This is a genomic window from Pseudomonas sp. 31 R 17, from assembly GCF_900004915.1.
Lineage (GTDB): Bacteria > Pseudomonadota > Gammaproteobacteria > Pseudomonadales > Pseudomonadaceae > Aquipseudomonas > Aquipseudomonas orientalis_A.
Genome location: NZ_CVTN01000062.1, coordinates 67,073 through 88,683 on the forward strand (window position 1 = coordinate 67,073; position 21,611 = coordinate 88,683).

Sequence of the window (21,611 nt, forward strand, 5' to 3'; positions counted from 1 at the left end):
CACTGGCCTCATCGGGGGCTTGCCCCCGATAGCGATCTCAAGCCTGACGATTGGCATACATCCGACACTCCGCCAACAACGCCAGCAAGTTCGGATCGCGTTCCTTGGCCTTCAGGAACACCACGCCGATATGCTGCTGCAACCGATACCTGGGCTGCAGCGGTATCAGCTTCACGCGGTTCTCGTACACTGCCGCGATCCGGCCCGGCAACAGCGCATAACCCACCCCCGAGCTGACCATGCTCAGCAGCGTGAAGATGTCATTGACCTGCATCGCCACCTTGGGCTCGAACCCCGCCTGCTTGAATACCCGGTTGCCATCCTGATGGGTGGCGAAGCCTTGGGTGAGGGTGATGAAGGTGGCGTCGCGCACGTCGGCCAGGTCAATTTCCTGCTCGCGGTCGAACGGTGATTCGGCCGGAGTGGCGAGAAAAATGTCGTCGGTAAACAGCGCGATCTGTTCGCAGTCGGGGTCGTTGGCGTGCTCATCCAGGGAGATAAGGATGGCGTCCACTTCCATGTTCTTGAGCTTGTGGAGCAGGTCGAAGTTGGAGCCCAGGATCAGGTCGATATTCAGTTCGCTGCGGCGGATTTTCAGGCCCATGATCAATTGCGGCACGGTCTTGACCGTCAGCGAATACAGCGAGCCGAGCTTGAAACGTTCGGCGGAGAAACCGGCGGCTTCGCGGGTCAGGCGCACGCTGTCGACCACGTCGGCCACCAGCTTCTGCGCGCGCTCTTCGAGTACGTAGGCGCTTTCCAGCGGCGTCAGGTTGCGGCCCTCGTGTTTGAACAGCGGGCAGCGCAGGGCATTTTCCAGCGAATGAATGGCGCGGTGCACGCTGACGTTGCTGGTCTGCAATTCGGCGGCGGCGCGGGCCAGGTTGCCGGTGCGCATGAATGCCAGGAAGATTTCCAGCTTTTTGAGGGTGAATTCTTCGTCGATCAACATGGCCGTGGCTCTGGTTCGCATGCCCTCGATTGTGCCCGCAAAACGGCGCGGCGTCGTCGGAACGTCATAACGCGCTTGCACTCTGATGCGCAAGGCTGGACGCTTGTCCACGTGTGCTTGGAGTTACAGGAGGTCGGTGACAGATGTACCACGGAGAGCGATTCAACGCCTGGAGCCATTTGCTCGGTGCTGTCGCGGCGTGCATTGGCGCTGTGTGGATGTTGGTGGTGGCGAGCCTGGATGGCAGCCCCTGGAAGATCGTCAGCGTGGCGATTTATGGCTTTACGCTGATCGTGCTGTACAGCGCCTCGACGGTGTACCACAGCGTGCGGGGGCGGCGAAAAGAGATCATGCAGAAGGTCGATCACTTTTCGATCTACCTGTTGATCGCCGGCAGCTATACCCCGTTTTGCCTGGTGACGCTGCACGGGCCGTGGGGCTGGACGCTGTTCGGGATTGTGTGGGGGCTGGCGGTGATCGGCATCTTGCAGGAGATCAAGCCGCGCTCCGAAGCGCGGATTCTATCCATCGTGATCTATGCGGTGATGGGCTGGATCGTGCTGGTGGCGGTCAAGCCGCTGCTCGCTGCGCTGGGCACCGCAGGGTTTATCTGGCTGGCGTCGGGCGGGGTGTTGTACACCGTGGGGATTATCTTTTTTGCGTTGGAGGACCGCCTGCGGCACTCCCATGGGATCTGGCATTTGTTTGTGATTGGCGGCAGCCTGCTGCATTTTGTGGCGATCATGCATTACGTGCTTTGAATGTCAGAGGGGACAAGCCCTAATGTCATTCAATGCTCAAAGCAGCGAAGATCAAATGTGGGAGGGGGCTTGCGGTGTTCTTAGAGGCGGTCGAGCAATTCACAGGCGCGACTGCCGAAAATCTCCAGCAGCATGCCCAGCATATGCGGCGGTGGCTCGTTGGCGCGGGTCAGGGCGTAGAGGGTGATGGGCAGCGGTGGGGTGAGCGTGCGGATCTGGGTGGTGGCCGTTGAGGCACCCAGCGCGGTGAACGGATCGATCACGGTCAGGCCCGCGCCGGATTCGACCATCGCACGCGCCAGGGAATAGGTTTGCACCGAGATCGTCACCCGTGGCGGCGGGTCGATATTTTCCAGGTAGCTGCCCAGCTTCGCCGCCAGCGGGTCGGCGCTGGACAGGCCGATCAACGGCGCTCCGGCCAGCTCGGCCAACGGTAAGGGCTGATGCCGTTCGGCATCCGGCCAGTAGCCTTTGGACGCCAACGCTACCAGTACACCGTTGGCCAGCACTTGGGTCGTCAGCCCGGGATGGCCGGAGAAGTTGAGCGTCAGCGCCAGGTCGATCTCGCGCATCAACAGCTTTTGCACCAACTCACGGCTATGGTCGCTGGACAGTTCGCAGGCCATGTCCGGGTAATCGCGCGTCCATTCCAGGATTGCCGGTGGCAGCAGGGACAGGGCCAGCGCCGGGATTGCGCCAATCCGTATGCTTTGTCCCGGCATATGGCGCAAACTTTTGGCCAGGCGCCGCACGCCTTGCAGGCTTGCGGTGACTTTCTCGACTTCGCTTTCCAGCGCCAGCGCTTCCGGCGTGGGCTGCAATTTGCCGCGTACGCGCAGGAACAGCGCAAAGCCCAACTGCAATTCGGCGTGCTGCAACACCTTGGTCACCGCCGGTTGCGAGACATGCAGCAATTGCGCGGCGGCGCTGATGGAGCCCGTCTGGCGGATGGCCTGGAAGATTTCGATATGACGCAAGCGCATGGCAAGTCCATAACCTTTGTTTATAGGTGACCCATCTTTATTCATTGTCGGTGGCCTGTCACCTGCCCCTAGGCTTGAGGCTTCTTGATTCAGCGGCGGGCGGCGGGAATGGTGCACATCATTGGGGGTGGGGTGATTGGTCTGGCGAGCGCGTATGCGCTGGTGCGTGCGGGCCACGAGGTGACGGTGATCGACGCGCGCGAGACCCTGGGCAGTGAAACCAGCTTTGCCAATGGCGGGCAGTTGTCCTATCGCTACGTGGCGCCGCTGGCCGATGCCGGCGTGCCGCTTCAGGCCATCGGTTGGCTGCTGCGCGGTGACTCGCCGTTAAAGCTGCGCCCACGCCTCGACCCTCAGCAATGGCGCTGGATGGCCGCGTTCCTCGGTGCATGCCGTAGCTCGGTGAACACACGCAATGCCGCCCACCTGCTGCGACTTGCCTCCCTGAGCCAGCACACGTTGCAGCAATGGCGCGAGGATGATCACCTGGACGGCTTCGACTGGCGGCGCAACGGCAAACTGGTCACCTTCCGCAACGCCAGCTCATTTGCGCATGCCCGCAGCAAGGTCACCGATATCCTTCAACAGCAGGTGCTGTCGGCCGCCGATTGCGTACGCCTGGAGCCGGCGCTGGCGGGCGGTGGTTTTGTCGGCGGGATCTACACGCCGAATGAGGAGGTGGCTGATTGTCATGCTTTCTGCCAGCGCTTGGCGGCGCGGCTTGAAGCGTCCGGGCGCTGCCGCTTTTTGCTGGGGCGCAAGGTCACCGGCATTCGCCACGCTGACGGTGCGGTGCAGGCTATCGAACTGGGCGCTGAGGTGGTGCCGGTCGAGCATCTGGTACTGGCGGCCGGTTATCGCAGCGCCAAGTTGGGTGTGCCGCTGCCGCTTTACCCGCTCAAGGGTTACAGCCTCAGTGTGCCGATTGGCGCGCAGCACCAGGCGCCGAACGTGAGCATTACCGACTACGACCGCAAGATCGTCTACGCGCGCATCGGCGAACAACTGCGGGTGGCGGCCATGGTGGATATCGTCGGCTTCGACGCCGGCCTTGAACCCAAGCGCCTGGCGCTGATGAAACGCCAGGCACTGGAGACATTTGCGCAGGCCGGCGATTACGCCAATGCGGTGGAGTGGGCGGGTATGCGCCCGGCCACCCCCACTGGCGTGCCGCTGATTGGTGCCAGTGTGTATCGCAACCTGTGGCTGAACCTGGGCCACGGCGCCCTTGGTTTTACCCTGGCCTGCGGCAGCGGCCAGTTGCTGGCTGAGTTGATCGGGCAACACGCGCCTTCCATTGATATGCAGGGCCTTGCGCCCCGCGCCGCATGAGGATGTACGGATGACCATCACCCGAATCTGCAGCAATGAGCGCCTCTCGGGCGCAGTGACCTTCAAGGACCTGGTTTTCCTCTCGGGCCAGGTGCCAGGTGATGGCCTGGACGTGGCGACACAAACCCGGGAGGTGCTGACCAGGATCGATGCGCTGCTGGCCCAGGCGGGCAGCGATAAGGATCATCTGCTCAACGCAACGATCTATTTGAAAGATATCGGCAGCGGTTTTGCACCGATGAACGAGGTGTGGTCCGCCTGGCTTTCACCGGGCATGGCGCCGACGCGCACGACCCTTCAAGCGGAACTGGCGCGGCCGAGTGTGCTGGTGGAAATCAGCGTGATTGCTGTACGTAAATAATCGAAAAACCAACGGAGAATAACAATGAAAAAAAGCCTGTTGACCGGCTGCACCCTCGCGCTTTTGCTGGGCGCACAAGCCCATGCGAACCAAGCGCCGTTGGACGGCACGCTGGGCAAGATCGCTAACGCCAAGTCCATCACATTGGGCTATCGCGATGCGTCGGTGCCGTTTTCCTACGTGGGGGATAACAGCGGCAAACCCATGGGCTACTCGGTGGAGCTGGCAGATAAGATCGTCGAGCGCATCCAGCAGAAAATCGGGGTGGGCACGCTCAATGTGAAGTACAACCTGGTGACCTCCCAAACCCGTATCCCGCTGGTGCAAAACGGCACTGTCGACCTGGAATGCGGTTCTACCGGGGTGACGGCCGAACGGCAGAAGCAGGTGGCGTTTTCCTACGGGTTTATCTACGTGAAGGGGCAATTGCTGACGGCCAGGGACAGTGGTATCCAAGGCTTTGCTGATCTTGCGGGCAAGAACGTGGTGACCACCGCGGGTACCACCAACGAGCGTTTCCTCAAAAGCTACAACGCCGAGCACAAGGCCAATATGTTCGTGATCAGCGCCAAGGACCATGGCGAAGCCTTCAAGATGCTCGAGACCGGCCGTGCAGCGGCGTTCTATATGGATGACGCGTTGCTTTACGGCGAGCGCGCCAAGGCCAGGGATCCGCACAATTGGGTGGTGGTGGGGGAGGAGCAGTCGCGGGAAATCTACAGCTGCATGGTGCGCAAGGACGACCCGCAGTTTCTTGCGGTGGTCAACGAAGCGTTGGGCGACCTGTACCGCTCGGGTGAAATTAACGGGATCTACCAGCGTTGGTTCGAACAGCCGATTCCGCCCAAGGGCCTGAACCTGGAATTCCCGATGACCAGCGAGTTGAAAGCGATTATCGCCAAGCCGGTCAGCGACCCGGTGGAGTAAGAAGTGCTACCCAGGATCGTTCCCACGCAGAGCGTGGAACGATCACTGGGAGGCTTAGAAGTCGCCCCACAATTGCTGAGCCACGGACAGCGCCACCACCGGGGCGGTTTCAGTGCGCAGAACCCGTGGGCCGAGGCGGGCGGCGTGGAAGCCGGCGCCTTGGGCGGTGTCGACTTCGCCGTCGGTCAAACCGCCTTCAGGGCCGATCAGGAAGGCCAGGCTCGAAGGCTTGGCATGACTGACCATCGGCTCGGCCACCGGGTGCAGCACCAGCTTCAAATCCGCCTCGGTCTGTTTCAACCAGTCCGCCAGCAACAGCGGCGGGTGAATCACCGGCACCGTTGAACGCCCGCATTGCTCACAGGCGCTGATCGCCACCTGGCGCCAGTGCAGCAGGCGTTTGTCGGCGCGTTCGTCCTTGAGGCGCACTTCGCAGCGCTCGCTGAAAATCGGGGTGATGGCGTTGACGCCCAGTTCGGTGGCTTTCTGGATCGCCCAATCCATGCGTTCGCCCCGGGAAAGGCCTTGCCCCAGGTGGATGTGCAGCGGCGATTCGGCCTGGCCGTTGAAGCGTTGCGTCAGTTGCACGGTGACGCGTTTTTTACCGACTTCCAGCAGGCTGCCGAGAAACTCCTGGCCGGAGCCATCGAACAGTTGCACGGCGTCGCCTTCGACCATGCGCAACACACGGCTGATGTAATGCGCCTGGGCTTCGGGCAGCTCAAGGTCGCCGAGGGTCAGCGGGGTATCGGTGAAAAAGCGGGACAGTCTCATTTCTGTTCTCTGGAAAACTTATGCATACACACGTTCTGTCTTTCTGTAGGAGCGAGCTTGCTCGCGAAAAACGTATACCCGACGCCGTAATGTGCCTGGAATACCTTCGCGAGCAAGCTCGCTCCTACAGGGATTTTGGACACTATCCCGGATCACGGAAACCTGGGTGAAAATCCTTCGGCACGGCAACGCTGACCTTGCTGTTGGTGGCGATATCAATCCCTTCGCTGGCCACTTCGGCCAGGAAGTCGATCTGCTCCGGGGTAATCACATACGGCGGCAGGAAATACACCACGCTGCCCAGCGGTCGCAACAACGCGCCACGTTCCAGGGCATGCTCGAACACCTTCAGGCCTCGGCGTTCCTGCCAGGGGTAGGGGGTCTTGGTCGCCTTGTCCTGCACCATCTCGATGGCCAGCACCATGCCGGTCTGGCGCACTTCCGACACGTGCGGGTGGTCCACCAGATGGGCCGTGGCGCTGCCCATGCGCTGGGCCAGGGCCTTGTTGTTTTCGATCACGTTGTCTTCTTCGAAGATATCCAGGGTCGCCAGCGCCGCCGCGCACGCCAGCGGGTTGCCGGTGTAGCTGTGGGAGTGCAGGAAGGCGCGCAGGGTCGGGTAGTCGTCGTAGAAGGCGTCGTACACGTCATCGGTGGTGACCACGGCGGCCAGCGGCAGGTAGCCGCCGGTCAGGGCCTTGGACAGGCACAGGAAGTCCGGGCGGATGCCGGCCTGTTCGCAGGCGAACATGCTGCCGGTGCGGCCAAAGCCCACGGCGATTTCGTCGTGGATCAGGTGCACGCCATAACGGTCGCAGGCTTCGCGCAGCAGTTTGAGGTACACCGGGTGATACATGCGCATGCCACCGGCGCCCTGGATCAACGGCTCGACGATCACGGCAGCGACGCTGTCGTGGTGGTCGGCCAGGGTCTGTTCCATCGCCAGGAACATCGTGCGCGAGTGTTCTTCCCAGCTCATGCCCTCGGGGCGCAGGTAGCAGTCGGGGCTCGGCACCTTGAGGGTGTCGAGCAGCAGCGCCTTGTAGGTTTCGGTGAACAGCGGCACGTCACCCACCGACATCGCGGCGATGGTTTCGCCGTGGTAGCTGTTGGTCAGGGTGACGAAGCGCTTTTTGTTCGGCAGGCCACGGTTGAGCCAGTAGTGGAAGCTCATCTTCAGCGCGACTTCGATGCACGACGAGCCATTGTCGGCGTAGAAGCAGCGAGTCAGGCCTGCGGGCGTCATGGCCACCAGGCGTTCGGACAGCTCGATCACCGGCTGGTGGCTGAAACCGGCGAGAATCACATGCTCCAGTTGGTCGACCTGGTCCTTGATGCGCTGGTTGATGCGCGGGTTGGCGTGACCGAACACGTTGACCCACCAGGAACTGACGGCATCGAGGTAGCGCTTGCCCTCGAAGTCCTCCAGCCATACGCCTTCACCGCGTTTGATCGGCACAAGGGGCAATTGCTGGTGGTCTTTCATCTGGGTGCAGGGATGCCACAGCACCGCGAGGTCGCGTTGCATCCACTGGTTATTCAAGCCCATCGGTGATCTCCTCGAAGCGGTCCTGCAACCTGCGCAGGTGAAACAATCGCGCAAGCCTATGCAATGGTGACGCGGGTCACAAGCCATTGTGGGGAAAATCGCGGTAAATGCAGGACGGTCTGTCACGTTTGTTGGGAATAGTCTTAATCCCTTGTTAACTTATGATGCATAGCCTTCAGATCGGCTTTCTCGATATTTCAAAGCAAAATTTTCCGCTTTAATTCGATAGGTAAAGCGCTAGTCTTGGGCACAGTTCTTACGGGATTAAGTACATGCAGCTACGCAACTCACCGGCCCGCTATGGCTGGGTCAGCATGGTTTTGCACTGGGGCGTGGCCCTGGTGGTGTTTGGATTGTTCGCCCTGGGCCTGTGGATGGTCGGCCTCGATTACTACAGCGCCTGGCGCAAAGACGCGCCGGACCTGCACAAGAGCATTGGCATCACGCTGTTCGCCATCATGCTGGTACGCATTGTCTGGCGCCTGGTCAGCCCGCCGCCGCCGCCGTTGGCCAGCTACAGTCGCCTGACCCGGATCGGCGCCGCGTTTGGTCACGCGTTCCTGTATCTCGGGTTGTTTGCCGTGATGATTGCCGGTTACCTGATTTCCACCGCAGACGGTGTCGGTATTCCGGTGTTTGGCCTGTTTGAAATTCCTGCCGTGGTTTCCGGTCTACCGGACCAGGCAGATACCGCCGGCTGGGTGCATTTGTACCTGGCCTGGGTGCTGGTGGTGTTCGCCGGCTTGCACGGCGTGGCGGCACTGAAACACCATTTTATCGATCGTGATGCGACCCTGACGCGAATGCTGGGGCGCAAAGCCTGATGTTCAACCTCGACTCACAAGGAATAGAAAACATGTTGAAGAAGACACTCGCCGCTTTGGCAATCGGTACCGCCCTGCTGTCTGCCGGCCAGGTAATGGCTGCTGACTACAAGATCGACAAGGAAGGCCAGCACGCCTTCATCGATTGGAAAATCAGCCACCTGGGCTACAGCTACATTTACGGTACCTTCAAGGACTGGGATGGCACCTTCAGCTGGGACGCAGCCAAGCCTGAAGCCAGCAAAATCGCCGTCGACGTGAAAACCGCCAGCCTGTGGTCCAACCACGCTGAACGTGACAAGCACATCGCCAGCAAAGACTTCATCGACGTGGCCAAGTTTGCCGACGCCAAGTTCGTGTCCACCGCCGTTAAACCCACCGGCGAAAAAACCGCTGACGTGACCGGCGACCTGACCTTCCACGGCGTGACCAAGCCGGTGACCTTCAAGGCCACCTTCAACGGTGAAGGCAAGGATCCATGGGGCGGCGAACGTGCCGGCTTCAACGCCAAGACCACGATCGACCTGAACGACTTCGGCGTGAAAGGCCCAGGCCCGACTTCGCAGACTGTCGACCTGGACATCACGCTGGAAGGCGTGAAACAGAAGTAATGCTTCGTATGTAGGAGCGAGCTTGCTCGCGAAAAACGTCAACGATGACGCGTGAAACCTGGATGTACGCGGTGTCTGTGAGTTCTTCGCGAGCAAGCTCGCTCCTACAGTTTAAAAGCAAAAAAAATGCCCCGTCTCGAAAGAGGCGGGGCATTTTTTATGGTGCTTTGAAACTCAGCGGTTGCGGGTCAGCAGCGCTGGTTTCTCACCACGAGGACGGCCAGGCAATTGATCCAACTGCTCGGGTGTCGGGAAGCGATCCGCTTTCGACTCCTTGTGGATAATTTTCGGCGCCGGGCCGCCGCGCGGGTTTTGCACTGCTGGCTCGGACGAACGTGGCTGCTCGTCACGGGCCGGGCGGCGGTTGTTGCTGCGCGAGTCTTCGCGACGGGCCTGGCCGTCACGCGGTGCACCGTTACGCGGGCCGCTGCGCTTGGCCGGCGGCGTACCGGTGGTGCCGCCGCTGCTGTTGCGCGGGCCATTCTGACGAGCGCCCTGTGGCTGGCCGCCACGTGGAGCGGCTGCGCCTGCGCCTTGTGCCGGGGCACCTGGGCGGCGGCCACGGCCTTGTGCAGGCTTGGCCTGTGGCACGTAGTCGACGCGGTTACCGAAGTTATCCACATCGTCGTCGAGGAATTCGTCCGGAGCACGATCGGCTGCAGCACGTGGCGGCTGGCTCGGCTGGCGCTGTTCGCGGGCCGGGGTGCCTTCACGTGGCTTCTGCTCGCGGGCCGGGCGTTCGCCACGGCTGCTGGTCGCGGTTTTTTCCTTGCCCTTGTCCTTGCCCTTGTCGCGACGACCACCGCCACCCCCGCCGCCGTTCGGGCCATCGCCCTTCGGACCGCGTGGGTTGCGTGGGTTACGCACGTCCGGACGCTCGCGCGCTTCTGGCTTTTCGGCCTCCACGGTGCTGGCATCGAAGCCCATCAGGTCGCCGTCGGCGATTTTCTGCTTGGTCATGCGCTCGATGCTTTTGAGCAGTTTTTCTTCGTCCGGCGCGACCAGGGAAATGGCCTCGCCCGAACGACCGGCACGGCCTGTGCGGCCGATACGGTGCACATAGTCTTCATCGACGTTTGGCAGCTCGAAGTTGACCACGTGCGGCAGTTGGTCGATGTCCAGGCCGCGGGCGGCGATATCGGTGGCGACCAGGATGCGTACGGAACCGGCCTTGAAGTCAGCCAGGGCCTTGGTGCGTGCGTTCTGGCTCTTGTTACCGTGGATGGCAACGGCGGTGAGGCCATGCTTGTCCAGGTACTCGGCCAGGCGGTTGGCGCCGTGCTTGGTGCGGGTGAACACCAGCACCTGTTCCCAGGCACCGTGGGTGATCAGGTGCGCCAGCAGCGAGCGCTTGTGGCTGGCGGCCAGGCGGAAGACGCGTTGTTCGATACGCTCGACCGTGGTGTTGGGCGGCGTGACTTCGATGCGCTCCGGGTTGTGCAGCAACTTGCCGGCCAGGGCAGTGATGTCCTGGGAGAACGTTGCCGAGAACAGCAGGTTCTGACGTTTGGCCGGCAGGCGGGCGAGCACTTTTTTCACGTCATGGACAAAGCCCATGTCGAGCATGCGGTCGGCTTCGTCCAGCACGAGGATTTCCACGTGGGACAAATCGACGCTGCCCTGGCCGCACAGGTCGAGCAAACGACCCGGGCATGCTACCAGCACGTCGACACCACGGGACATGGCCTGAACCTGAGGGTTCATGCCGACGCCGCCGAAGATGCAGGCGCTGACGAACTTCAAGTCGCGGGCATACAGCTTGAAGCTGTCGTGCACTTGGGCGGCGAGTTCGCGGGTGGGGGTCAGGACCAGTACGCGTGGTTGGCGCGGGCCGTGACGCTGGGATTTGTCCGGGTGACCGTTGGGGAACAACCGCTCCAGAATCGGGAGGGCGAAACCACCGGTTTTACCGGTACCTGTCTGCGCCGCAACCATCAGGTCGCGACCTTGCAACACGGCGGGAATGGCCCGCTGTTGCACCGGAGTAGGCTCGGTATAGCCCGCTGCCTCGATGGCGCGGACTAAAGCCTCGGAGAGACCGAGGGAAGCAAAGGACATGAGTAATCCTGTTTTAGTTAGGGCTTGGCCCAAAGGGATAATCTTGCCGGGCGTGAATGGCGCTTAGGGGAGCGTAATCCCGTCCGGTCCTGCTGTGTCTGGCGGGCACTCCACCGGCTCGCGCGGGCTGCAAAGCTGCGCTGTAGCGGGGTTGGGTGCCTTTTTCAAGACCCGAGCGGCCGGGCGTAAGCCTGGCGGAAAGGCCGGAGTATAACAGAGCAATCACTGCGCGCTGCTTTCCTGCTGCTCAACGGTGTAATCGAACGCGTTGATCGGGGTCGTTTGTGCCTGGATACCGCCGTATTTGGCGCTCAACGCGGCATAGGCCGGCTCTTGCTTGAAGCGCCTGAGCTCGGCGGCGAAGCGCTGGACCAGCAAATCCATGCCCGCGCCACGGCGCACGGCAAGAAACTGCGGCTGGCGGCTGACCACCACGGGCGCCTGGCTGACCTTGCCCTCCAGGCCCAATTGTTTGATCAGGTGCTGCCCCACGCGACGGTCAGTGACCACCATGTCGATGCGCCCCAGCATGAGCTTGCCGAAGTTGGCTTCATGGCTGGGGGCCGGTTCACGCGCGAAAGCGTTGGAGGCACTGAATGCCTCGCCATACAGGTAACCGGGCGAGACGCCGACAGTCAGGCCGCGCAGGTCGTCGAGGGTTTCGGCGGGGTGAGGGCGCTCGTTGGCATAGAACAGCACGAACTCGACCGCCGACAACGGTTCGCTGGGGTAGAGCAGCAAGGCGTCGCGCTCGTGGCTGTGGAAAATATCCAGCGCGCCGTCGGCGTGGCCCTGGTCGAGCATGGCCAGGCAACGCTTCCAGGGCAGGAACTGCCATTGCACATCCACACCGAGGCGCTGGAACACGACCACCGTGGTTTCATAGTCCAGGCCACGCATGGTGCCGTTGTCGTCGTAGACATAGGGCGCCCATGGCTCGGTGACAATGCGCAATTTCTCGCCATGGGCCGCCAGGCTCAGGCAAGTGAAAAGCGCAGCGATCAACAACTTGAAAGTGACGGGCATACCCGGAGGTTACGACGCTCCCGGCATAAAGAGAAGCTCTGGCACGCGCTTTGGCGGGCGGGCTTATTTTGCCGGTGCGTCCATCAGGTGGGCATGGATCGCGGCACGTCGCTCGCCGAGAATCAGGCGCACCACCGGGTTGGCGAACCAGTGTTCGAGCTGGTGCGCGTCAATCGGACGCTGCTGGCGCTCTTCCTGGTTTTGTCGCGCCTTGTCCCACCAAACCGGGCCACAGGCCTGGTCGAACTCGTTCTCGTGTTCATAGCAACCGTAGAGAATCTCGCGGATGAACTGCTGCTGGTGCCTGGGCAGCAGCAGGGTAATCAGCTTGTACAGCGTGCGCTGCAAACGCGGCGGGCGCGGCAGGTGGGCGGAGACCTGGCGCGTGTCGGCCAGGGCCAGCGCACTGGTGGGCGCGGCGGCGTGCTTGGCGATCCAGGCCTTGACCTTGGCGCGAAACAGCTGCTTGCGGCTCCAGTAATGGTGGATCAGGTCCGGACACTCGCGCACGTTGAGCGTGCGATAGGCGGCGATGGACAGGCAGAACTCTTCCAGGGTGTAGGCGCCCTGGGCATGGGGGAACAGTTCATCCATCAACTCGATGGAACGGTCGAGGATGTGCGCGTCCTGTTGGGTCAGGCCCATCACGCCGGAGTTGAGGGTCATCATGTCGTCATCGGCCACGCCCATGTCGAGCAGGCGCTGGTGAAGCGCGGTGTAGAGAATGCTTTCGTGGTTGTCGCCGTACCGGGTGTAGAAGGCGTTGCACAGCAGCGTGCCCGGCTGCACGCGCTCGAACAAGGCCAGGGGGGAGCGGTGAAAAAACGTGTCGGTGTCGATCAGCAGCGCCATCGGCGATTCCTGCAGCACCTGGCGCAGCACCACGTGCTTGGTGCGAAAGTGATAACCGTGGGGTTCGCTCCAGCGTTTGCGGGTGGCTTCGTCCAGTGGGCGCACGCTTACCGGCAGCAGGCGATAGGGTTCGGGGTTGTCGCTGAATACCTGGATGTCCACGGCCGCATCGGGGTCGTCCTGCAGGAAGGCCAACGCGCTGGCGATGCTGAATACCGCTTCCTGGTGATAGGTCTCGGCACCGAAGACCAGGTAGACCAGCTGCGGACGGGAAGTGGAAGGCACTGTATTCATGGACTGCGGGGTTCCCCTTGGATACCTGAAACGACAACGTAAAACGACAAAGGCCCTCGTCTGAACGAGGGCCCTGGCACCACCGGACAAGCCTTAGCGTGGCAGCTTGAGGTTGTTCCAGACGGCCAGGCTGGGTTCAGCCTGGTTCAGGGTATAGAAGTGCAACCCTGGCGCGCCACCTTGCAACAATTGCTCACACATCTCGGTGATGACCTGCTCACCGAACGCCTGGATGCTTTTGACGTCGTCGCCATAGGCTTCCAGCTGCTTGCGCACCCAGCGTGGAATCTCGGCACCGCAGGCGTCGGAGAAGCGCGCCAGCTTGCTGTAGTTGGTGATCGGCATGATGCCCGGCACGATCGGGATGTTCACCCCCATGGCCTGTACACGTTCGACGAAGTAGAAGTAGCTGTCGGCGTTGAAGAAGTACTGGGTGATCGCGCTGTTGGCGCCGGCATTGGCCTTGCGCACGAAGTTCTTGAGATCGTCTTCGAAATTGCGCGCCTGGGGGTGCATCTCCGGGTATGCGGCCACTTCGACATGGAAGTGATCGCCGCTTTCTTCGCGGATGAAGCTCACCAGGTCGTTGGCGTAGCGCAGCTCACCGCTGGCCATGCCCATGCCGGACGGCAGGTCGCCACGCAGGGCCACGATGCGCTTGATGCCGGCGGCCTTGTATTGGGTCAGCAGGCCGCGCAGGTCGGCTTTGCTGTCGCCCACGCACGACAAGTGCGGAGCGGCGGGAACGTTGACTTCACTTTCCAGCTGCAACACGGTGTTGATCGTGCGGTCACGGGTCGAACCGCCGGCGCCGTAAGTGCAGGAGAAGAAGTCGGGGTTGTAGCTGGCCAGCACCTTGGCGGTGGCCATCAGTTTTTCATGCCCAGCATCGGTCTTGGTCGGGAAGAACTCGAAGCTGTAGCGACGGTCTTGGGACATGGTAATAAACCTATAAACTCAGATACCGGAAGTCATGCACCGATTTAATGTGGGAGGGGGCTTGCCCCCGATGAGGGTGTGTCAGTCGACATATTTGTTAACTGGCATTGCGCTATCGGGGGCAAGCCCCCTCCCACATTTAAAGCCCGCTCCCCACAGGGAGAACGGGCAGCAGGTGTATCAGTAGCGATAAGCGTGCGGCTTGAACGGACCTTCAACGGTCACGCCGATGTAGTCGGCCTGGGTCTTGGTCAGTTGGGTCACAACGCCGCCGAAACCGCGAACCATTTCCAGGGCCACTTCTTCGTCGAGTTTCTTCGGCAGTACTTCCACGGTCAGGCGCTCGGCTTTCTGGGCAGGCGACAGGTCGGCGTACTTCTGCTGGAACAGGAAGATCTGCGCCAGTACCTGGTTGGCGAACGAGCCATCCATGATGCGGCTTGGGTGACCGGTGGCGTTGCCCAGGTTAACCAGGCGGCCTTCGGCCAGCAGGATCAGGTAGTCATCGTTCTGCGGGTCGAAATCGCCGGCGCCGGTACGGTGAACCTTGTGGACCTGCGGCTTCACTTCTTCCCATGCCCAGTGCTTGCGCATGAAAGCGGTGTCGATTTCGTTGTCGAAGTGACCGATGTTGCAGACCACTGCGCGTTTCTTCAGGGCCTTGAGCATGTTCGCGTCACAGACATTCACGTTGCCGGTGGTGGTGACGATCAGGTCGATCTTGCCCAGCAGGGCCTTGTCGATGCTCGCTTCGGTGCCGTCGTTGATGCCGTCGATGAACGGCGACACCAGTTCGAAACCGTCCATGCAGGCTTGCATGGCGCAGATCGGGTCAACTTCGGACACCTTGACGATCATGCCTTCCTGGCGCAGGGACTGGGACGAACCCTTGCCCACGTCGCCGTAGCCGATCACCAGGGCTTGCTTGCCCGACAGCAGGTGGTCGGTGCCGCGCTTGATGGCATCGTTCAGGCTGTGACGGCAGCCGTACTTGTTGTCGTTCTTGCTCTTGGTCACCGAGTCGTTGACGTTGATGGCCGGAATTTTCAGCTCGCCCTTGGCCAGCATGTCCAGCAGACGGTGCACGCCGGTGGTGGTTTCTTCGGTTACGCCGTGGACGCGGTCGAGAATCTGCGGGTACTTCTTGTGCAGCAGCTCGGTCAGGTCGCCGCCGTCGTCGAGGATCATGTTGGCATCCCAGGGCGCGCCGTCCTTGAGGATGGTTTGCTCCAGGCACCACTCGTACTCTTCTTCGGTCTCGCCTTTCCAGGCGAATACCGGGATACCGGCGGCGGCGATAGCGGCAGCGGCCTGGTCCTGGGTCGAGAAGATGTTGCACGACGACCAACGCACTTCGGCACCCAGGGCAACCAGGGTTTCGATCAGCACGGCGGTCTGGATGGTCATGTGGATGCAGCCGAGAATCTTCGCGCCCTTGAGCGGCTGCTCAGCGGCGTACTTGCGACGCAGGCCCATCAGGGCTGGCATTTCGGATTCGGCGATAAAGGTTTCGCGACGGCCCCAGGCGGCGAGGGACATGTCGGCGACTTTGTAGTCGGTGAAATCTGCAGGCGTGTTGACAGCGCTCATGAAGAGCCTCCATTCGTAGTGTGCGAATGGGCGCCGTTGTGCGTTTAGTATCCAGCTGCAAGACCAGGCCGGACAACGCCCCATCCGAGCCTGACAGGCCAAGCCTGCTGCAGCGCCCCTCGGACAGGTGGCGGGAGAACGGTATCAACTGAAGATGACCGTTTTGAAACGGGGGCGATTATAGCCGTGTATGCGGCACTTCCCAAGCCTTTCCGTCGGCGGCATGAAGATCGCTCATGGGGGTGATAGCCAATGGCTCATAGAGCTTGGCTCCGGGCTCTGCCATGATGTTACCCATCATTTCGCAAGACGCTTTGGAGTGACCATGAACTTCCACACCCGCAAATGGGTAAAACCCGAAGACCTCAACCCCAACGGCACCCTGTTCGGTGGCAGCCTGCTGCGCTGGATCGACGAAGAAGCGGCTATCTACGCGATCGTGCAATTGGGTAACCAGCGCGTCGTGACCAAGTACATTTCCGAAATCAACTTTGTCAGCGCCTCGCGCCAGGGCGACATCATCGAGCTGGGCATCACCGCCACCGAGTTCGGGCGTACCTCCATCACCCTCACCTGTGAAGTGCGCAACAAGATCACCCGCAAGAGCATCCTGACCGTGGAGAAAATGGTCTTCGTCAACCTCGGTGAAGACGGCCTGCCGGCGCCCCATGGCCGCACTGAAATCAGATACGTGAAGGATCAGTTCAAGGAAGACAGTCTGTCCGAGTGACGACGTAGCGGTGTGATTTGCTTTACCAAATCATTCCGTACGGATCGTCACGAGACGCTTTCATCACTCAGGCTCACACCCTATGGAGAGCCTGTGTATGCAAGTGTTCAGTTCAAGTGCCCGGATTCAGCACTCATTGGATAACGAGGTCAAGTCGGCGGCCACGCTCGGCGCCAGGATGCCTCTGCTGGAGGGGGTGGGCGAGCGCAATGTGACGCTGCTGCGTGATGACCTGGGACGGGTCGAAGTGATTTTGTCGGCGGCGCCTGCCACCAGCCTGGTGCTCAGCGGCGGAGGGGCCAAGGGCGTCGCGTTTTCGGGGGTGGTGCAGGCCCTTGAGCAGGCGGGAAAGCTGCAGGGCATCCAATTGGCTTGCGGCTCATCCGCCGGCGCGATTTCGGCGGCGTTGATCGCCAGTGGCATGGGGGCGGCAGCCTTCGACAAGTTGTCCGACAGCATTGATCTGCCGAGCCTGCTCAACAGCACGGATGCCGTGACGGCGTGGATGCAGGACGCCAGTAGCACACTCGGTACACTCATCGGCCGGTTACCCGGCACCGTCGGCCATGTGTCCCAGTTATTGGTGACGTTGTTGCCGCGCCTGCAAACTGAAGCCTGTCCTCTCGAGGAAATGATTCGAAAAGAGTCGCGCCGGTCGCTGCTTGCGCACATCGCGCAAAGCCCTCGGGACACCCGGCCCGCGCAAGTGATGAAGATTGCCGACAAGTTGAGTGCCGGTGGCGCACCGACGTTCGGTGACCTTGAGGTGTTGAACCGGTATATCCCCGCGATCAAGCAACTGAGTATCACCGGCACCGGTATGTTTGCCGAGCGCCCGCAGTTGGTGGTGTTCAATGCCGATTTGACCCCGCAGATGGACATTGCTCGGGCGGCGCATATTTCCGGTTCCTTGCCGGTGGTGTTCAAAAGCCCCGTGGAACAAGGTCATGGCTTTCAGGCCTCAGGTGAAATCACCGCGTTCAAGGACGGTGGCTTATTGCTCAATACGCCGGCGCCGGGAGTGGTGCACAGGTCATTTCCCGATAGCCCCTTGAACAAGCCGGAAGCGTTGATCGTCAAGTTTGAGTCCAGCACCAGCGAGACACCGGCGCGAAGTGGCAGCTTTCTCAGCAGTGTGGCCGATCGCATCACCGGTGTTGCGCATTCGGCCGCTGAAGGCTTCCAGGAGAAAAAGCTCGAAGCGTTTGCCGATCAAATCGTCACACTGCCGCTGAAGACCGAAAAAGGTGATTTTCGCGGCCTTCTCGGTGGCACCGTCAACTTCACGATGCAGGATGAGCACAAGCAGCACCTGCAGACCAAGGCGCGTCAAGTGGTGGAGACGCATTTGGAGCGCCGCTCCACAGCCCTTGAGCATCATGCGTTCCAATCACTGCATGACGCCGTGCTGGCCATGGATGATCGACTGCTCGCCAGCGTTCAGTCGGCGCTGCAAAAAGACGCGGCCGCCGCGGATGTACTGACGTTCAGAAGCAACGCGCAGCAGGCGTTGCTAGCCCTGGATGAGGCGATCACCGAAGCGAATCAGACCCACGATGCGCTGGTGTTTACGCCGCAAATCTCATCAGCGCTGCGCAACCTGGATGCCCTTGTACAGCGGCCCGAGCAAGTCGACTGGTTGGCAGGGCGGCTCAATGGCGCCGATCAGCGCAACTTTCAGCAATTGCTGCAAATGGCGGCCAGACAGGTCGCAGGCAGTGCGCCGCCGGTGTCCAAAGTCCTCGCCGGCGCTGTCGCCCAGATGGGCGTGCGCGATATTGCGATCAAGGCAGACAACTTCACACGGGAGGTGATCTACCCTTCGTTGTTTCGGCCTGGCCAACCCGAGGCCAATGTCGAACTGCTCCATCGTACGGCTCAAGAATTGGGGTGGGCTACCACGCCCACCGAGTTCAATCGTGCGCTCGACACCCTCGGCGAGCGCTATAGCGCACGTAATAAACCATGGGATAAAGCGTCCGGTTCGACCACGATGCAAATGGCCAGGGCCTGGAGGATTCCGGTTTAGTTGCGGGGCCACTGAACAGCTACGGTGGCCGCGTGTCGTAGCTACACGCCCCCCTTGGACTCCGGATAATCATGGCCACCGACGAAGCAGGTAAAACCCCCAATCTGTCGCAGGAAGAACAGCAGGACGTAGACGAAAACCAGCCGCCCCGCGCGGCGGTGCTGCACGAAATCATCCGTACCCAGGGCGACCAGGAGCTGGAGCGCAGCGTCGCGGCGTTGTGGTGGTCTGCGCTGGCTGCCGGCCTGACCATGGGCCTGTCGCTGATGGCCATGGGATTGCTCAATTCGCGCCTGCCGGACGGTGAAGCGTTCAAGGTCATCGCCAGCTTTGGTTATTGCGCCGGTTTCCTCGCGGTGATCCTTGCGCGCCAGCAACTGTTTACCGAAAACACCCTCACCGCCGTGTTGCCGGTGATGAGCAAGCCGACCCTGGCCAATGCCGGGCGCCTGTTGCGCCTGTGGGCGGTGGTGCTGGTGGGCAACCTGTGTGGCACCCTGCTGGTGGCCTACGTGATGCTGCACCTGCCGATATTCGACACCAAGACCGACATGGCCTTCCTCGAAATCGGGCGCAAGATCATGGAAAACGACGCCGGCCAGATGTTCGCCAAAGGCATCGTCTCCGGCTGGATGATCGCCACTATGGTGTGGATGATTCCGTCGATGGAAAGCGCCAAGATGTGGATCATTATCCTGATCACCTACCTGATGGCGTTGGGCGATTTCACCCACATCGTGGTGGGCTCGGCGGAAGTGTCATACCTGGTGTTTGCCGGTGAACTGTCGTGGCATGACTTCTGGCTGGTATTTGCCGGCCCCACCCTGGCCGGCAATATCATCGGTGGCAGCTTTATCTTTGCGTTGATCAGCCATGCACAGATTCGCAGTGAGGGCAGCTTGCCGGGCAAGAAGGCTGCGGACCCGAGGCATCCGCAGCAGGTCGACAAGGATCAGTGATGTTCTTCGGCCGTGGCCTCGGGTTCGCCCCGGGTCACGCGCTTGACCAGTTTGCCGATGCTCAGGCCCTGGAGCAGGATTGACGACAGCACCACGATATAGGTGATGCTCAGCAGCAGGTCGCGTTCCGGGCCCAGCGGCAATGCCAGGGCCAGCGCTACCGAGACGCCGCCGCGCAACCCGCCCCAGGTGAGGATGCGGATAGTGCCGCGCGGGACCGTGCGCCAGCGTCGCAGCAGGAGGATCGCCGGGGCCACGGTCAGCAGGCGTGACAGCAGGATCGCCACCGCCAGCAAGCTGGCCGCCAATACGTGCAGCCAGTTGAAGGGCAACAGCAGCAGTTCCATGCCGATCAGTGCGAACAGCAAGGCGTTGAGCATGTCGTCGAGCAATTCCCAGAAACCATCCAGATAGCGCCGCGTCATGTCGTTCATCGCCAGCTTGCGCCCCAGGTTGCCGATGATCAGGCCGGCCACCACCATCGCAATCGGTGCCGAGACGTGCAACTCGGTGGCCATCGCCGAGCCGCCGATCACCAGCGCCAGGGTCAGCATGACTTCGATCTGGTGTTGTTCGATGCTCTTGATCATCAGGTACACGAGGTAACCGATCAGCCCGCCGAATACCACGCCGCCAATCGCCTCATGGGCGAACAGCATTGCGGTGGCGCCCAGGGTCGGTGTTTCACCCAACTGCGCGATGCCCAGCAGCACGGTAAACACCACCACCGCTGTGCCGTCGTTGAACAGCGACTCGCCGACGATAGTGGTTTTCAGCGGCTTCGACGCATTGGCGGTACGCAGCACACCCAGCACCGCAATCGGGTCGGTAGGCGAGATCAGTGCACCGAACAGCAGGCAATACAGGAAGCTCACGTGCCAGCCGAACAGGGCAAAAATGTAGTACGCCAGGCTGCCGATCACGACGGTGGCGATCAAGACGCCAAAGGTCGCCAACAGTCCGATGGGCCAGCGGTAGCTGCGCAGGTCGCTCAAGTTGACGTGCAACGCGCCGGCGAACAGCAGGAACGAGAGCATCCAGTTCATCAGCAAATCGCCGAAGTCGATCTGGCCGATCAGTTGCTGGATGCGTTCCTCCAGGCCCGGGTAGCCGATGAAACTGAGGCCTTGCAGGAGCAGCGAAAACAACAGCGCAGTGACCATCACGCCGATGGTTGGCGGCAGGCCGATGAAACGGAAGTTCACATAGGTGAGCAGGGTGGTGAGGCAGATGAAGGCGGCAACAAGTTCAAGCATCCGGGGTCCTTGGGGCGGGGAAGTAGAGGCGCACAGCGTGCGTTGAGACGGTGTTTAGTATAAACAGGTGCAATTACCTGAAAGAACCTTTCGGCCGGCCACGGCTCATAGCTTGTGGGTGATGAAGCTTTGACTGCCTTGATAAATCTTAAAAGGGAATGACTGATGACAGTGGCTTTCTGGTGTGTGTTGATCGCAATCTTCCTGCCGTACCTGTGTACGGGTGTGGCCAAGTTCAGTGGTGGCAAGTTCGGGCCGCGCCATAACCACGACCCGCGCGCGTTCCTGGACACGGTCGAAGGCGTTGCCAAGCGTGCCCACAATGCGCAGCTCAATAGCTTTGAAGTGACCCCGGCCTTTGCGGCGGCGGTGATTATCGCCCACTTGGCCGGCACGGCCGAGCTGGTGACGATCAATGTGCTGGCGGTGCTGTTCATCACCAGCCGCCTGCTGTACATCATTTGCTACCTGGCGGACTGGGCGATGTTGCGTTCGCTGGTGTGGATTGTGGGGATGGCGCTGATTGCGAGTTTCTTCTTTGTTTCGATCTGAAGCCTGACGCAGAATCTTGCGGGAGGGGGCTGGCCCCAATGCCATTCGGTTGGCGCAGATCCCCTGTGGGAGGGGGCTGGCCCCAATGCCAGTCGGTTAGCGCAGATCCTCTGTGGGAGGGGGCTGGCCCCAATGCCAGTCGGTTAGCGCAGATCCCCTGTGGGAGGGGGCTTGCCCCCGATGGCGGCCTCAGGGCTGGCCAGTATCTTGGATCAGACCGAGTACATATCCGTTATTTAGGTCACGGCCACT

Annotated in this window: 20 protein-coding genes and 1 riboswitch; of the genes, 10 read left to right on the plus strand and 10 right to left on the minus strand. The window is 61.3% G+C overall.

Features of this window, described 5'->3' with window-relative positions; genetic code table 11:
• Nucleotides 1-37 precede the first annotated feature (37 nt).
• A complete protein-coding gene (locus tag BFP89_RS10295; RefSeq protein WP_065885377.1) occupies nucleotides 38-952 on the minus strand; it encodes a LysR family transcriptional regulator in 915 nt (304 codons plus the stop codon).
• Nucleotides 953-1,095: 143 nt separating this feature from the next.
• Between BFP89_RS10295 and BFP89_RS10300 the strand changes: the two genes are divergently transcribed.
• A complete protein-coding gene (locus tag BFP89_RS10300; RefSeq protein ID WP_065885378.1) occupies nucleotides 1,096-1,713 on the plus strand; it encodes a PAQR family membrane homeostasis protein TrhA in 618 nt (205 codons plus the stop codon).
• Nucleotides 1,714-1,793: 80 nt separating this feature from the next.
• Here the strand turns inward: BFP89_RS10300 and BFP89_RS10305 are convergent, their stop codons facing one another.
• Nucleotides 1,794-2,696: a LysR family transcriptional regulator gene (locus tag BFP89_RS10305; protein WP_065885379.1), complete on the minus strand. Its 903-nt coding sequence runs from the start codon at nucleotides 2,694-2,696 to the stop codon at nucleotides 1,794-1,796.
• A 108-nt stretch (nucleotides 2,697-2,804) separates the two neighbouring features.
• On the opposite strand from BFP89_RS10305, the gene BFP89_RS10310 reads away from it, so the two are divergent.
• The 3 genes from BFP89_RS10310 to BFP89_RS10320 are packed head-to-tail and all read left to right on the plus strand — an operon-like array spanning nucleotide 2,805 to nucleotide 5,316.
• Nucleotides 2,805-4,028, plus strand: coding sequence for a D-amino acid dehydrogenase (locus tag BFP89_RS10310; RefSeq protein ID WP_065885380.1), 1,224 nt, complete (start codon nucleotides 2,805-2,807; stop codon nucleotides 4,026-4,028).
• A 10-nt stretch (nucleotides 4,029-4,038) separates the two neighbouring features.
• Nucleotides 4,039-4,389, plus strand: coding sequence for a RidA family protein (locus tag BFP89_RS10315; RefSeq protein ID WP_065885381.1), 351 nt, complete (start codon nucleotides 4,039-4,041; stop codon nucleotides 4,387-4,389).
• A 24-nt stretch (nucleotides 4,390-4,413) separates the two neighbouring features.
• Nucleotides 4,414-5,316 carry a transporter substrate-binding domain-containing protein gene (locus tag BFP89_RS10320; protein ID WP_065885382.1) on the plus strand — a complete coding sequence of 301 codons (903 nt, stop codon included), beginning with the start codon at nucleotides 4,414-4,416 and terminating at the stop codon, nucleotides 5,314-5,316.
• A gap of 54 nt (nucleotides 5,317-5,370) precedes the next feature.
• Here BFP89_RS10320 and BFP89_RS10325 read toward each other — a convergent pair whose 3' ends face one another.
• Nucleotides 5,371-6,090: a 16S rRNA (uracil(1498)-N(3))-methyltransferase gene (locus BFP89_RS10325; protein ID WP_065885383.1), complete on the minus strand. Its 720-nt coding sequence runs from the start codon at nucleotides 6,088-6,090 to the stop codon at nucleotides 5,371-5,373.
• Nucleotides 6,091-6,232: 142 nt separating this feature from the next.
• Nucleotides 6,233-7,639, minus strand: a complete 1,407-nt coding sequence (locus tag BFP89_RS10330; RefSeq protein WP_065885384.1) for an adenosylmethionine--8-amino-7-oxononanoate transaminase — start codon at nucleotides 7,637-7,639, stop codon at nucleotides 6,233-6,235.
• A 272-nt stretch (nucleotides 7,640-7,911) separates the two neighbouring features.
• Between BFP89_RS10330 and BFP89_RS10335 the strand changes: the two genes are divergently transcribed.
• Both BFP89_RS10335 and BFP89_RS10340 read left to right on the plus strand, forming a co-directional pair.
• A complete protein-coding gene (locus tag BFP89_RS10335; RefSeq protein ID WP_005792225.1) occupies nucleotides 7,912-8,463 on the plus strand; it encodes a cytochrome b in 552 nt (183 codons plus the stop codon).
• A gap of 32 nt (nucleotides 8,464-8,495) precedes the next feature.
• Nucleotides 8,496-9,074, plus strand: coding sequence for a YceI family protein (locus tag BFP89_RS10340; RefSeq protein ID WP_065885385.1), 579 nt, complete (start codon nucleotides 8,496-8,498; stop codon nucleotides 9,072-9,074).
• Nucleotides 9,075-9,248: 174 nt separating this feature from the next.
• On the opposite strand, the gene BFP89_RS10345 is transcribed toward BFP89_RS10340, so the two are convergent.
• The 5 genes from BFP89_RS10345 to ahcY form a co-directional block, all read right to left on the minus strand.
• Entirely contained in the window at nucleotides 9,249-11,132 is a 1,884-nt protein-coding gene (locus BFP89_RS10345; RefSeq protein WP_065885386.1) for a DEAD/DEAH box helicase, read from the minus strand.
• Nucleotides 11,133-11,354: 222 nt separating this feature from the next.
• Nucleotides 11,355-12,158, minus strand: a complete 804-nt coding sequence (locus BFP89_RS10350; RefSeq protein WP_065885387.1) for a substrate-binding periplasmic protein — start codon at nucleotides 12,156-12,158, stop codon at nucleotides 11,355-11,357.
• Nucleotides 12,159-12,221: 63 nt separating this feature from the next.
• A complete protein-coding gene (locus BFP89_RS10355) occupies nucleotides 12,222-13,304 on the minus strand; it encodes a hypothetical protein (RefSeq protein ID WP_065885388.1) in 1,083 nt (360 codons plus the stop codon).
• 93 nt (nucleotides 13,305-13,397) lie between these two features.
• Nucleotides 13,398-14,243, minus strand: a complete 846-nt coding sequence (gene metF / locus BFP89_RS10360) for a methylenetetrahydrofolate reductase [NAD(P)H] (RefSeq protein WP_065885389.1) — start codon at nucleotides 14,241-14,243, stop codon at nucleotides 13,398-13,400.
• A gap of 180 nt (nucleotides 14,244-14,423) precedes the next feature.
• Nucleotides 14,424-15,833 carry an adenosylhomocysteinase gene (gene ahcY, locus BFP89_RS10365; protein ID WP_065885390.1) on the minus strand — a complete coding sequence of 470 codons (1,410 nt, stop codon included), beginning with the start codon at nucleotides 15,831-15,833 and terminating at the stop codon, nucleotides 14,424-14,426.
• Nucleotides 15,834-15,854: 21 nt separating this feature from the next.
• Nucleotides 15,855-15,960: riboswitch (S-adenosyl-L-homocysteine riboswitch) on the minus strand.
• A gap of 198 nt (nucleotides 15,961-16,158) precedes the next feature.
• Between ahcY and BFP89_RS10370 the strand changes: the two genes are divergently transcribed.
• From BFP89_RS10370 to BFP89_RS10380, 3 genes are all read left to right on the plus strand, one after another.
• Complete coding sequence (locus tag BFP89_RS10370) at nucleotides 16,159-16,563, plus strand: acyl-CoA thioesterase (protein WP_065885391.1); 405 nt, start codon at nucleotides 16,159-16,161, stop codon at nucleotides 16,561-16,563.
• A gap of 178 nt (nucleotides 16,564-16,741) precedes the next feature.
• Nucleotides 16,742-18,592, plus strand: a complete 1,851-nt coding sequence (locus BFP89_RS10375) for a patatin-like phospholipase family protein (protein ID WP_370671212.1) — start codon at nucleotides 16,742-16,744, stop codon at nucleotides 18,590-18,592.
• Between the two features lie 71 nt (nucleotides 18,593-18,663).
• Entirely contained in the window at nucleotides 18,664-19,551 is an 888-nt protein-coding gene (locus BFP89_RS10380; RefSeq protein WP_065885393.1) for a formate/nitrite transporter family protein, read from the plus strand.
• Here the strand turns inward: BFP89_RS10380 and BFP89_RS10385 are convergent.
• Nucleotides 19,545-20,807, minus strand: a complete 1,263-nt coding sequence (locus BFP89_RS10385; RefSeq protein WP_065885394.1) for a cation:proton antiporter — start codon at nucleotides 20,805-20,807, stop codon at nucleotides 19,545-19,547. The two genes, BFP89_RS10380 and BFP89_RS10385, sit on opposite strands and share 7 nt — an antisense overlap.
• A gap of 165 nt (nucleotides 20,808-20,972) precedes the next feature.
• Here BFP89_RS10385 and BFP89_RS10390 point away from each other — a divergent pair, with 165 nt between their 5' ends.
• Nucleotides 20,973-21,359, plus strand: coding sequence for an MAPEG family protein (locus BFP89_RS10390; RefSeq protein ID WP_065885395.1), 387 nt, complete (start codon nucleotides 20,973-20,975; stop codon nucleotides 21,357-21,359).
• Nucleotides 21,360-21,611: the final 252 nt, after the last annotated feature.